The 13,944-nt window shown below is 49.1% G+C and carries 8 protein-coding genes; 6 read left to right on the forward strand and 2 right to left on the reverse strand.

Annotated elements, in window-relative coordinates:
• The first annotated feature begins 622 nt into the window (after positions 1–622).
• Both AB182_RS29465 and AB182_RS31640 read left to right on the forward strand, forming a co-directional pair.
• Positions 623–2,332: a fascin domain-containing protein gene (locus AB182_RS29465; RefSeq protein ID WP_082137108.1), complete on the forward strand. Its 1,710-nt coding sequence runs from the start codon at positions 623–625 to the stop codon at positions 2,330–2,332.
• 59 nt (positions 2,333–2,391) lie between these two features.
• Positions 2,392–5,289, forward strand: coding sequence for a LamG-like jellyroll fold domain-containing protein (locus AB182_RS31640; protein ID WP_082137109.1), 2,898 nt, complete (start codon positions 2,392–2,394; stop codon positions 5,287–5,289).
• A gap of 270 nt (positions 5,290–5,559) precedes the next feature.
• Here the strand turns inward: AB182_RS31640 and AB182_RS29475 are convergent, their stop codons facing one another.
• Positions 5,560–7,749: a TonB-dependent siderophore receptor gene (locus AB182_RS29475; RefSeq protein WP_047373138.1), complete on the reverse strand. Its 2,190-nt coding sequence runs from the start codon at positions 7,747–7,749 to the stop codon at positions 5,560–5,562.
• Positions 7,750–8,421: 672 nt separating this feature from the next.
• On the opposite strand from AB182_RS29475, the gene AB182_RS29480 reads away from it, so the two are divergent.
• Both AB182_RS29480 and AB182_RS29485 read left to right on the forward strand, forming a co-directional pair.
• Positions 8,422–8,715 carry a type II toxin-antitoxin system TacA family antitoxin gene (locus AB182_RS29480; RefSeq protein WP_047373139.1) on the forward strand — a complete coding sequence of 98 codons (294 nt, stop codon included), beginning with the start codon at positions 8,422–8,424 and terminating at the stop codon, positions 8,713–8,715.
• Positions 8,712–9,203 (forward strand): GNAT family N-acetyltransferase, encoded by a 492-nt coding sequence (locus tag AB182_RS29485; RefSeq protein WP_047373140.1) that lies wholly within the window; start codon positions 8,712–8,714, stop codon positions 9,201–9,203. The genes AB182_RS29480 and AB182_RS29485 overlap by 4 nt, the downstream gene beginning before the upstream one ends.
• A 27-nt stretch (positions 9,204–9,230) precedes the next feature.
• Here the strand turns inward: AB182_RS29485 and AB182_RS29490 are convergent.
• Positions 9,231–9,928, reverse strand: a protein-coding gene (locus tag AB182_RS29490) for an IS1 family transposase (RefSeq protein WP_223883564.1) whose coding sequence is annotated in 2 segments (ribosomal slippage) — positions 9,231–9,679 and positions 9,679–9,928 — 699 coding nt in all. Because the reading frame shifts where the segments join, the coding sequence is not laid out codon by codon here.
• 832 nt (positions 9,929–10,760) lie between these two features.
• Here AB182_RS29490 and AB182_RS29495 point away from each other — a divergent pair.
• Positions 10,761–11,003, forward strand: coding sequence for an HTH-like domain-containing protein (locus AB182_RS29495; protein ID WP_047368854.1), 243 nt, complete (start codon positions 10,761–10,763; stop codon positions 11,001–11,003).
• A gap of 1,566 nt (positions 11,004–12,569) precedes the next feature.
• Positions 12,570–13,799 carry an EAL and HDOD domain-containing protein gene (locus AB182_RS29500; protein ID WP_047373141.1) on the forward strand — a complete coding sequence of 410 codons (1,230 nt, stop codon included), beginning with the start codon at positions 12,570–12,572 and terminating at the stop codon, positions 13,797–13,799.
• Positions 13,800–13,944: the final 145 nt, after the last annotated feature.

A 13,944-nucleotide genomic window follows, 5' to 3' on the forward strand; every position in this document is an offset into this window, starting at 1 on the left:
CTTTATGTTTGCTGCGAAAAGGCATGTTTTTAAATATGTTTATATTGTGGATGACCATCATTCATATAACATACAGGAATGTCGTTTATTTTATTTTTTTACCGTCCAGATGAAATCTTCTGCGTTAATATTAATAAGTTCAGAGGCTGAATCGATGCATGCATGGTTTTTTTTGAGAACTTCCGTTACGGTGGTAAATTATTCTGTCTATATTGACTTCTTTCCTGTTAGTGCTTAACTGTTAAGAGCCAATACCTTTCCCGTACTGACATGCGTTGGTAACATAACCTGCTTATTATATTAAAAGAACTGTTTTTCGATTCACTTCTGAGAAAGTGTGTTCTCATCATTATGACGATATCAGAAAAGCATAAATAAGCCCTGGGTTTTTTTTCCTATCGCTGTTTTATCTTTCGAGTAAGTTGTTATTTAAGCCAGTCTAACATAGAAAATGTTTGGTGCTGAAATGTCAGGTATTTTGGTGTGTTAATTCCTGCGTGTCATGAAACGTTTATTTTTAAATAACTTATTACTCTTCAATCAGTAAGGAGGAAAATACCTTTATTTATTTTTTTCGGCTGTGAACGTCAGAATGTCATTCTAATTTCAAAAAAGGAACTACATGATGAGTACAGAACCGATTAAGATCGCGTTGAAAAAGAGTAGCGGACATTACGTTACTGTCGACAGTGGGGCTAATCTATTAGCGGCGACGAGTTCAACGTGTGGAAATAATGAAATTTTTCAGTTGGTTTACCAGCAAGACATGATCTTCGCTCTGCAAGCGTTTAATGGAAAGTATGTGACAATTAAGCCGGGCGAAAGTAATTTATTAGCCGCAATAAGTGATACGGTGGGTGAGAACGAAAACTTTGAGATGTTCAACTGGCATTCAGATGAGCAAATCGTCCTGCTGGCAGCGAATAAGATGTATGTCGATATCAAGGCCGCGGGTGCTATTTTGCAGGCCAACTCTCTGAATCCGACGGACGACGATATTTTCGAAATTATTCCCCTTGATCAATCCGGCAATCCGCTCCCGCTCAACGAACCCGATACGCTGACAGAGCAACCTTCCGTGCATGTGTTAAAAGCGGCTTCGGCAGGAAGCCCTCCTTCAGTATTTACCGTCTGCTTTAGTGGCACCGCCTGTACTCGCGATGAAGGTGAGGTATCACGCCCTGGTAGCGACAAAAATATCTATTGCCCGAATACGGGCTATATTCCGGTACGGATCCACAAAGAGATCAGCGGCTCATTACGGGCCGTCACGCCGAGTATTTCTGTTCGTGGTGTAGGTGAGAATGACTGGGCTGTTCCCCGAAACGACAGTGAACCGCTGGTCTTTAATGGGCCACTGGATGCAGATTCCAGTCTGCTTAACTATGTAAAAAGTTACTCAGGCGGCAACCAGTATTCTTATGTCACTCAGCTTGATGGCTGGTCAGCCCCGGCACTGGCTTTGCATGGGGCGAACATCGCGTGTAAGAGTGGCAAACAGCAGTTTAATTTCATCGGTCACAGCCGGGGAGCCGTTGAGTGCATCATGGCGGCCTGGTTTATCTATGCTTACGGTTCGGAGCAACTCAAGAAAATCCCCATCAATATTTTTGCGATCGATCCTGTTCCTGGGACCGGCCAGTGGTACAGCATGCTCACACAGCTTCCCCCCAACGTGGTGAATTATGTCGGTGTCTATGCCTGGGATATGTGCATACAACCGGGTGATAAACCCTTTATGGCACTGGTCCCTCGCCCCAACGGACTCATGACAGGAAAAGACAATACCGCCAAAATCTACAACTCAGTTTTATGGTGGGACAGGTGGAAATACATCGCGGATAACGCGCAGTTGACCGATCCCCTGGAGAAAGGGAATTATCCGCAACCCGTGGGTTATACGCTGTATGCCATTCGCGGCAGACACAGTACCGTCGCGGGTAATTACACCGCAGACGCAAAATATGATGCGGCAAACGTATCGGCTTCGGTCGCTCCCGTACCTGAGCTTATCTACAAAATGGCCCGGGGTTATTTGACCCAATGGGGCACCGTTTTCCCGACGGCGAGTGCCGTTAGCGAGGAGGTTGTCCCACTTCGACAAGCTATCAACACTGACCACCGTGACTTCGACACGATGGGCGGAGGAGAGACACGAACCAGCTCACTTCCCTACCGACCTTATGTGCGCAGGGTATCTTCCATCTACGGAATCAACCCGGCAAATAGCTACTACATGGATAACGTTGTTGGCAACCCGCCTTATTCAATGGCCTACCCGGTCACGAATGAACGAACCGACGCCGGATGGGTTAAGTGGACGTTTTTATAATTTCAACGCCCAGGCCAATTAACGGACATACCTGATTATCATTCACAGGAAAGATTATCATGAGCTATGCACTCAATTTAGTGGGAACTCCGTCTTATCTATCTGCGCCAAATAGCACGGTTTATAATTTTGGCACAGGCGACTTTACACTCCAGTGCTGGGTAAAAACCCGCGCGTCCGGCACGGTAATTTCACGCAAAGCAACCGAAGGCGGTGCCGGTAACGGTGGTTTTTTACTGGTGATTAAACCTGGCGGTCTGATTAAACTCGCGACGGATAATGGATTTGGTTTCTATGAAATTAATACGGTGGCCACCCATATCAGCGATGGAAACTGGCATTTTTTAACGGGTGTTCGTCAGAACAACCAGCTCTCTGTCTATGTGGATGGCACGCTAGTTTCATCAAGCCCAAAAAACAATATTACGCCGCCTGTCAACGTCAATAACAGCTTGCCGCTGTACATTGGAGCCGCGGCACAACGACAAGAACAATATAATCAATTTAATGGCGAGCTTGATGAAGTTCGCGTCTGGAATATTGCACTATCCGCAGCACAAATTAGCACGCAAATGAATCAACCGCTGACTGGTACGGAGCCAGGTCTGGTGACCTATTATACCTTCGACGGACAGAATGCGACGGATCAGTCGCCAAGCCATAATAATGCGAGCCCCGTTGGCGCTGTTGCATATTCCTCCCCCGGCGTTTTTTCCGGCGAGGATATACCTTATATTGAACGGGTTGAACAGGCCGTTAAAGGCTATTTCAATCAGCTAAGCGGCCCGTCGTATATTCGTATTATGGATACGCCCCATATCTGGGGAATGAATTTCGGGCGGGATATTATGACCCAGGCCCGTAATCGACAAAGGGATTTCTCCCGGGCCATTGATGAAATCATTCAAAAAACCAAATTTCGCTGCGATGTTTCCTCGCTCAATAGTCCGGACCCGGACTGGCAGCGGGTGATTTTTTGCGCCATTGATACCTGTTTAACTCAACGCATGGGCAGAACTCAGCCGACGCAGTTCCGTTTCTTTTTTGGCCAGACCCCCACCACGCCGGTTGGTGAACCGGCTAACTATACCGAGTTTAAGGCGGGGCTGATTCGCCTGATTCAGGAGCGCGGCAAAGAGTGGGAGGTGATGCCCGAGATCTGGATGGGGCGGTTCTATCGGCTCGGTGCCGGGATCATTTCGGCGATTCAGGCCAAAGTGTTCGGTAGCGCGGTGATTGGTGTCGACGACACGAAAATGACGTGGAACCATACCAAAATCATCAGCATGGATGGCACATCGGCGCTGGTTGGCGGACATAACCTGAATATGGATCTGTTCCGCAGCTATCCTCCCGTACACGATGTGTCGGTGGTTGTCCACGGCAAGCCTGCGCAGGGGTCGCAGCTTTTCTTAAATCAAATGTGGGTATGCGGCAAAGACCTGATTACCAAAGAGACGTTAAACGTAAGCAACCTCAGCTGGCAAAACAAGGATAGCGATCCCTCATTACCGCGTGACCCCTTCGTGCAGCCTGAGGTTGCGGCCTATCTCGAGGCCCAGCAAAAGGCAATTATTGCCCTTCATAAGGGGGGCGTTCAGTCTGATGGCGGCGAGCAGGAGGCAAACCATGAGGAGTACGCCCCGGCGAGCCTGGATATTCGCGATCAGGATTTAAAAACACTGCTGGATCTGAAACTTCCGGTCTTCCCGCTGCGTGTAATCTATACGAAATATGCCGGATTTGAAGAGTACAAACTCGCCACGCGTAATCTGGTGCTGGGGAAATACTGGAATGGCCCGGACCCGGCGACGAGCTTTCAGAAAGCGGCAGAGATCATGAAAGAACAGCTCATCAAGCATGCGAAAAAGAGTATCCGTATGTCGCAGATGGATCTGGTGAGCGCATGGAAGAAAAACTGGTCCGATCATAAAGTTTGTCAGTGGCTGCTGGAGGCGTTACTGAAAAATACGGCGCTACAGGTGCAAATTGTTGTTTCGCCGCTGGATGCCGGGGCCGGCGCGGCGGGCGATCAATATTCTTTTGGTTCTGGAGCCTCCCGAACATTCGAGCTGATGGAATATTACATGACACATGATGTCGCCACGGATGCGCCTATTAGCGACCCTGGCGGTGTGCGTGCTAATGCCCTGAAACGCCTGCATATTGCGCCGCTGTATTACACGGATAAAGTCCCGGCGAACAAAACGCAGGAGGGAGTAACCTACAAATGGCCGGATCTGAGTCCCGAAGGTTACACGGCAACTCTGAAACAGCCGCCGCTTTCCGTTGAGCCACCGGTGAAAGGTGTTATCGGCAGTGCCGCATGGGCGGTGATCAATGCCAGTGGTTACATCTATTCCAAAGTGCCCTCTGCACCAGGCAACCACGCCAAAATCATGATTATCGATGACGAGGTGTACGTGGTCGGTTCCGATAATCTCTATCCAGGCTTTCTTTCGGAGATTGATTATCTTGTAGAAGGGAAGGAGGCGGTCAGCCAGATGATCAATACGTACTGGAACCCTCTGTGGCAATATTCTGGCCCCCACAGTATTTCGGGCTCAAGCGATATCCGTAGCAATTACCTCAAGCTGTTGGAACCGCTTGGCGTGAATGGCACGCTGATTTCCAGCAATCGGCAATATTTCGCCATCATGCAGGCCGACGGTAACCTCTGCGTTTATCAGGGCACCCCCCACAATCAGGGAAAATATGTCTGGGGCAGCCAGAAAACGGGGCCGGGCGGGCAGTTCTTTACGGTAGTGCAAGCCGACGGCAACCTCTGTACCTACTTCGGTACAATGGGTAACCAGGGGAAATACCTTTGGGGTACACAGCGGCTTGCCGACGGTGGCAAATTCTTCCTGATTATGCAGGATGACGGTAACCTGTGTGTCTATAAAGGAACCGGCCCGCAAGACCAGGGCGCATTTGTCTGGGGCTCGAAGAACTGAGAGTTGGGTTGTTGCGTCAGAAAATTTAAACCCGCCGTCAGTCTAATACCGTTTATTTAAGGTGTTTTGAGTGAATTGGATGGATTTGTGGGATTAGAACGGCCTTTTTTTGGGCCGTTTTCTCTTTTCTGACAGGATAAAGTGATTCACGTTCTCCCGCATTGAATTGAGTTTCGGCAGGAATGAAAGCGCTGTGCGGACTGCGTACGACAGAAGGGTTGACGCTGCCCTAAGCAAAACTGCCGCCCACGTTGCAGGCGGCAGCCACTATCAGAACAACACCGAGTAATTCAGGCCGAAAGTACGACCGCGGCCTTTGTAGGTATAGAGATTCTCAGCGCCGTAGGTTGGGCTGTAGAGGCCCGGCGCACGCTGTCCCCAGGCGGTGGTGTAATCTTCATCCAGCAGGTTTTCGACGCTAAAGCTCAGCTTGCCCACGGGCAGAACATAGCTGCCTAACAGGTCAACGGTGTTATAGCCATCAATGTGCTTACCGGCTTCATCAGAGAGATCAAAGGTCTGGGTACTTTGCAGACGCAGTGTCCAGTCGCCCGGCGCCCAGGTCACCCATGCGCTCATTTTTGACGGACTGGCGCTGTCGACCGTCAGCTTTTCCCATTTGCCGTCGACGCGGGTCTGCGATTTGATGGCGTTGAAGTTCGCGCCAGTGCTCCACTCGCTGTCGGTAAAGAAGTAATCCACCTGGCCTTCCACACCGTAAATACGACGCTGGTCATCTTCAATATTGATGGTCATGTCGGTTTTATTGATGTTGATGGTCTTGTCGGAAAGCGAGTAGTACGCGGCAACCTGGGTACGCAGGTTATCCCCGGTGAAGCGCCAGCCCAGCTCGTACGCATCGACTTTGATTCCGTCGAGTTTTGAGTCGTTGACGTTCACGCTGTTAACCAGACGATAGTGGCCATTGCTCAACTGATAGGTGCCGGAGCCGTAGTATTTCGCCAGATCCGGAATTTCAAACCCTTGTGAGAAGTTAAACCACAGTTGCTGGCGATCGGTCAGATGGCCCAGAATGCCTGCGTTAAACAGTAGGTTGTTGTAATCGGTTTTCCCGCCCGGCACTGCGTCTGCCGACGTGGCTTTGCCCGTGGCGATGGCCTGCTGCTGGGCATAACCAATAAAGTCGTCGACCCGGTTTTCCGTGTACTGGTAGCGCACGCCGCCGCTTAAGGTGATGGCAGAGATGTCGTAGCTCGTTTGCAGGAACGGTGCGAGGTTAGTGATGCTGTAACCCGGATAACGACCAACGTTATACGCATTATCCAGCTTCATGCCACCGCTGGCCGCCGCTTTGTTGAGGTCGAAAAATTGCTGGTTGGCGTCGAAGGTTTCATGCTCGGCATCCACGCCCCATGTTAGCGTTAAATCTTCCAGTGGCTTGCTGTTGATGGTCAGCTTGCCGCCGTAGAAATCGGTCTTTTGCTGCGATGCGCCAATACTGGTCACCCGGCCGCCGGAGAGGGTAGGGAAGGGGTAAAATGTCAGGCTTTCATCGCGGTAGTAAATCTGCGCGAGCAGGTCCTGGCCCCAGAAATCAGTGTTTGAATATTGCAGGTTGATCAGGTGGCGCTCTGTGCCCGGAATGCGGTCGGAGTCGAGGTTGTTTTTATTGTACGCGTTACCAGAACCTGTCACCGCCGAGAAATTCTCGCCAAGGTACAGGCCGTGCTTGCCGTCGGACTGGCTCTTGTAATATTGAGTGGTGAGCTGCAATTGTTGATGAGCGTCGATATTCAGCGTGCCGGTGCCCATCACGTCCAGGCGGTCGGAGTACTGCAGACCGGTCTGGGTGTTATCGATATTGACCTCATTACCTTTGCCGTCATACCAGCCGCCAAAGCGCTGATACGCCACCGACAGGCGTCCGGATGCATTGTCGTTGCCGCCGCTGACCGCCGCCGCGATGTTCTCGTCATTATCGTTATGGCTGTTAAAGCCCGTCTTCATGCCCGTCTGAAACTCGACTTCCGTTTCCGGCTGGCCTTTTTTGGTCACGATATTGATCAAGCCACCGGTACTGCCGCCGCCATAGAGAGAGGTGGCACCGGAGATAACTTCAATGCGGGCGATATTAAATGGATCGATAGAGTCCAACTGGCGGCTGTCGCTGCGCGAGGAGTTTAAACGTACGCCGTCGACCATCACCATCATCGAACGACCACGCATATTCATGCCGTAGTTGGTGCGCCCCTGGCTACTGACATCCATACCGGGAATCAGCTGCGCCAGTACCTCTTTGAACTCTTTACCGCCCTGAACCTGCTGTTCGATTTCAGCCTGTTCAATGACCCAGGTGGTCTGCGCCATGTCGGTAATGCTGTGATTCGCACGGCTGGCGGCCACCACCAGTGTCTCTTCTTTTTGACCTTCGGCTGCGGCATTTGTATTTAACATCATGAGTAAACAAGGACTTAATGTCCAAAAGTAACGAGGTTTCATTATTGTGGTAATCCTGATTAATCCAAAGGTAAGGCGGCATTGATTCTCCTGTGCCGCAAACGCATCACCTCAGTGGTGATAGTGATTATCAAGATGATATGAATTATCGTTACCATGTAAACAGTTTATGTTAAAAAATATTTCTATAATGGCATGATTTTTATGTGGTTTATGGGTGCGGGGCAGGAGTCATACAAGAAGGGCGGGCTGGGATCCGTAGCCCGAATAAGGCGTTTGCGCCGCCATCCGGGAAAATTCTGTCGGGTGGCGCTTCGCTTACCCGACCTACAATCACGTAGCCTGGATAAGGCGTAGCCGCATCCGGGAGAGAAGGGGCTGCATGCCGCCCCTCACCCGACACTCTCCCGCAGATAGAGGGAGAAAACCAAAAGCAAAAAACCAGCCCTTAGGCTGGTTTCTTTAAATAAGTGGTGCCCGGACTCGTTCAGCAATCTATTTAGCTGTATTTCATCATGAATCCGTTTTTGATAAGTTGTCAGGACCCTGTGGTTGACCCGTGTTTTTGCTTTTAAATCAGTTCAGTAGATTTGAATATTCAAAAACATGTCCGGTTCGATACTCCGATTCGATTCCCTCTGAATTTGACGTACTGACATCTGCGTTACGTGTGCTGTATACTTAATATCCAGAGAAACACCAGAGGATAACACCATGCCAGCCGCAAACAGTATGACGATGAAGCGCGAAACCCTGAACCTGCGCATCAAGCCCGCCGAGCGCGATCTTATCGACCGGGCCGCGAAAGCCAAAGGGAAAAACCGCACGGATTTCGTGCTGGAAGCCGCTCGTGCGGCCGCAGAGGAAGCGTTGATTGAACAGCGTATTATTATGGCCGATCCCGATGCCTATCAGGCATTTCTCACTCGTCTCGATCAGGCTCCTGAACCCAATGCCGCGCTTCGTAAAACTATGCAGACCCCAGCGCCGTGGGAGCAAAATAAATGATTTCCGCCCCTGAGCCTCTCCACGCCGGGCATGTATTAACTTCATTTTGTTGCGGCGTGGATTCTATGGATAACTGGCTAAAACAGCGGGCGATGAAAAATCAAATCACAGGCGCATCCCGTACCTTTGTTAGCTGTGACAATAATTCTAATGTACGGGCGTATTATTCGCTGGCGTCCAGCGCAGTGACGACAAACACCGCCCCCGGTCGCTTTCGCCGCAATATGCCTGACCCAATCCCGGTTGTGGTGTTGGGGCGTCTGGCGGTGGATAAATCGTTGCATGGGCAGGGGGTAGGGCGAGCTTTAGTGCGTGATGCCGGGCTGCGGGTGATTCAGGTGGCGGAGACTATCGGCATTCGCGGGATGCTGGTTCATGCGCTGTCTGACGAAGCGCGGGAGTTTTATCTGAAAGTGGGCTTTGAGCCGTCGCCGATGGACTCAATGATGCTGATGGTGACGTTAGGGGATTTGATGGGGAGTATGTAGTAAATATTTTTCGGTAATGACTCCAACTTACTGATAGTGTTTTATGTTCAGATAATGCCCGATGACTTTGTCATGCAGCTCCACCGATTTTGAGAACGACAGTGACTTCCTGCCCAGCCTTGCCAGATGCTGCCTCAGATTCAGGTTATGCCGCTCAATGCGCTGCGTATATCGCTTGCTGATAACGTGCAGTTCTCCCTTCAGGCGTGATTCATAAAGCGGCCAGCCATCCGTCATCCATACCACGACCTCAAAGGCCGACAGCAGGCCCAGAAGACGCTCCAGCGTGGCCAACGTGCGTTCACCGAATACGTGCGCCACAACCGTCCTCCGTATCCTGTCATACGCGTAAAACAACCAGCGCTGGCGTGATTTAGCGCCGACGTAACCCCACTGTTCGTCCATTTCCGCGCAAACAATGACGTCACTGCCCGGTTGTATGCGTGAGTTTACCGACTGCGGCCTGAGTTTTTTAAGTGTCGTAAAATCGTGTTGAGGCCAACGCCCATAATGCGTGCACTGGCGCGACATCCGACGCCATTCATGGCCATATCAATAATTTTCTGGTGTGTACCGGGCTGAGAGGCGGTGTAAGTGAACTGTAGCTGCCATGTTTTACGGCAGTGAGAGCAGAGATAGCGCTGATGTCCGGCAGTACTTTTACCGTTACGCACCACGCCTTCAGTAGCTGAGCAGGAGGGACAACTGATGGAGATGGAAGCCACGGGAGAACCTCAAAAACACCATCGTACACTAAATCAGTAAGTTGGCACCATTACCTCATTTTTTACACAAAGTGTAAACAGTTGCGCATATATTTAATTAAGGTTTACCCGTTTCACATTGAGGTCGTATTTTAATTTACGTATCGCCGTTACATAGGCATAACATCTTTTCTCATCCCATTCTGCAAGCATACGGATACAGAGGCGGGAGAGGACAGACGCTTGTGAGACTTCTTCATTAGCGGATAGCATTTCCCAGATCACTTCACTTATTAACAGTTCAGAAAGGGCTGACAAAATTAACGCTCCGGTATTTAATTCTGCAGTTCAGGAAATACCATCAATTCCGCTGCGCGTAATAGACATGAACTTGCCTGGCTGAGGATAAGGTGACAGAGTTTAGCATACGGTTTGAATTATGTTATGACCCGTCAGGGCAACAGTGGCTCCGGCGCAATGGTATCCGTCCTGCTATTGAGCGGGTGAAAAGCATCATACTATTGTAACCCTTACACGACGAGACCCACGTCTCCTGCCATCCTGCCGGAAGTCGGGCTTTGTGTTGTTATCTTTACCCTTTCTGCTATCCTCAGTCCGTCAGTCTGCCCCGGTTATACGTGCAACAAAAGGTGTACATCTGCTGTTTAACCACTGATAGGAGTCAGGATGGTTGCTTTTTTTTCCGGTCTGTTGACCTCAGGAAGGCCTTCCTTCTGCATTGCGGTCATGTCCCGGCAGCGCTATGAACCTGGCCGGCAGCAGTAATTACACTGTTATACTTTTCGGCTCAGCAATGTGATTTTGTTGAGCCCTTTAACTGACGGATGACGTAATGGATACCCTCTTGCCGGTCTATTCTGCAATACAGAAAGCCATTGCCGACGCTGCTCCCGGCGCTAAAACGGCAGAAATGAATTTGCAATTAATAAAATATGCCGACACATTAAAACATCTTAACTGTGAAGTGATCTGTGAAGGCATTGGCATTAATAAATCATTCAGAAGTGAAGTTCTAAGAATAATGAAAATCGCGGAAAGACTAAAAGCGGCCGGTCTTGATGCATCGCGCCTGTGAATTAAATTTTTTAACACGAACCGTAACTCTCTGTGTCTTCCGGTCCTGAGTTGCATCCCGGCAGTTTTACATATTAACCCGCGTCTGATGATTACCAGTATGAGGATCAGAAACAGTAACGGAAGGGATGACCTGTTGCTGCCGCTGACATCCTTACCGGAAAAACTGAAAAAGGATGGCCGGGCACGACAGTCAGTCTGAAGCCAGATTGATGACATCTTCGTCGGTAACGCCGGCCCGGCAGACACATCACAATGAACCATCAGTGCTGGCGTGTTCTTCCGCCATTACTGCCCTGCACTGTGGTCTTCTTCAGATTTGTCCGTAACGTGTTTATATCTCCCTGGAGTATGCCATCAGGATTGGGGGGCGGGCTTTCACGTCTGTCCCGCTGGATCAGCGAAGTCAGTGCCGGTATTTACCTGGCCGTACAGGGGGAAACTGTTCCGCAGGTGAACGGGTAATGCTCTTCTTCCTCCGCGATCGCTGAACACTGGCTGCTTCTGCGTAAGAAGTAAGAGTGTCAATTGCACCCTGATAGGCGAGACATCTTTCACTGTTCTGTTCTGTAAGCATGCGCGCCCGCAATGCAAGAATTATCGAGGCGGTCGTGACAGGCTGAGCCGTTAAAAGAACATCGAAGGCAGCTTCCCCGACAAGTTCATTAAGATTATATGGCCTTTCTTTGCTGTTCATCAGACGCATTACCATGGGTATTCTGACATAACGGGAAGGTATTCATCCGGCCAAGTCAGAAAAAGGGGTGAAATATCTGTTATGCAACAGGCGGTCAGAGGATGCACTGTGCCTGCTGCCGTACGCCATTCCGGATGGAGGGAAAGGCCCTGATTACACGACAGTGAAACTCTGTAACTGCCATCTGAAATTCTGTTTTTGCTGTTTTGCCGGCAGGCTTTCACAGGTATTGCCCTGGGCGTTATCACTGCAGTACGCAAAGGAACCTTAAACCTGAACCGTTCAGCAGGGCCGGGTTCAGCCAGGCCATCCGATCGCCGGAAGCATGGCGGGGATGGACAGGTTTTTCCCTCTCCGGGATCTGAATGATTCCGGTCACAGCACGAATAAATTTCATTAATAGACAGGTGTATTCACACTATACAGAACTTTCGCAGTTTACGAGTACTCTTTACGCGTGAATATTCACAGAAAAATGTTGCATTCTTATTCATGATGTATCGGGAATAATTAATACGTAGCCCGATCATGGTTTGTTAGCTTATTAAAATATATTTACGATAATTCGAATCAGTTGCGTCAACTGATAGCGGAGGGTGAAGGTGTATTCATTACTTCTGGTTCTTTGAAATATGTCAAATATTTAGGATAAAGATTTACTCCCTCTGGACAGCAGCCATCCTTGCGAACACAATCATGATGTAGATATGTAACAACTCAGTGATCAATTCTTTTTTCCGGGAATATGGATGTCGTATATTCCCGGTTCTTTTATGCATGATTTTTGCACCGGATCACATTTATTGCTGAAATAGTCTGTGTTAAGCTTGAACTGATTAAAACCTTAATTCCGATCTGTGGACAATAAACATGTATTCCTACATTGCACGCCAGCCCATTTTTGACCGGGAAATGCGCACTATCGCTTATGAGCTTCTTTTCAGGGATGGTATGAATAATGCTTTTCCTGATGTTTCGCCAGAATATGCCACTTCACGGGTGATATCAGATCAGTTTCTGTGCATTCCTGTTCCCCGCATTGCCTGCAGTCATAGTGCTTATATCAATGTTCCGCACCAGATGCTCATCAGTGGCCTGGGAGACGCTTTGCCGCACGAGAATGTGGTTATCGAAATTCTTGAAAACGCCATACCTGATGAAAGGCTCTTCGATGCGGTGAAGGACCTGCATAACAAAGGCTATCAGCTTGCCCTCGATGATTTCACGATGAAAGACTCGTGGGATCGCTTCCTCAGGTATATCAGTGTCATTAAATTTGATATAAGAGGAAATAGCTATCAGGATATCCTTCATTATATAAACGTAAAACAAGATTGGTTAAAAGCCACAGAATTTCTCGCAGAAAAAGTGGAGACGAAGGAAGAATTTGATCTGTACAAGAGCGCGGGTTTCTCTTTTTTTCAGGGGTATTTCTTTAGCCGGCCCGAGATTATGAAGAATAAATGTCTTCCTCAGAATACGTTCTCTTTGTGCAGGCTGATGATGGAGGTAAACAGGGAGGCCCCTGATTTTTCAGCTATTGAAAGCCTGCTAAAAACGGATCTGACGTTGTCTTATAAAATAATGCGTTATGTAAGAAACTTACTGTTTAAATCGCATGGCATTATGAAAACAGATAATTTTACCCTGAAAGAAATGCTGATGTATCTGGGGTGTGATGCGATAAGGCGTTTTGTTACGGTAGCTGCACTGGCAAATATGGGCGTGGCTGGCGTTTCTGAGTGCTATCATTTAAGTATGGTCCGCGGGAAATTTTGTGAACTGATTGCCCGCCAGACAGAACGCGCTTTATTACCCTGTAATGCATTTGTGTGTGGCCTGTTCTCCTTGTTAGATATTATTCTTGAAGTACCGATGGAAGATTTAATTAAACAGATATCAGTTCCGCATGCTGTCTCAGCTGCGCTTTGTGAACATCAAGGAGATCTTTATAACATACTGGCTCTTTCTCTGTGTTATGAACAGTATAACTGGGAAGGCGCTTCAGAAATCTGCCATACGCTGAATATCAGTGAGTTCTCCGTCATCGAGGCCATGCAGGCAGCGACAAAATGGGCGGACGAGATTTCTTTCGGTTAAGGCCCCTCTTTGCGAAGGCAGAGGTTGTTCCCACTTAAGCACTTAACCAGCCATTCCGGTTAAAAGGCAGGAGGTTTTCATGATGCAGCGCACCACACGGGGAAGCATTCCGGTTTTGCTTCCCTGGTATGCATAATGCCCTCCC

Source organism: Phytobacter ursingii (assembly GCF_001022135.1).
Classification (GTDB): Bacteria; Pseudomonadota; Gammaproteobacteria; order Enterobacterales; family Enterobacteriaceae; genus Phytobacter; species Phytobacter ursingii.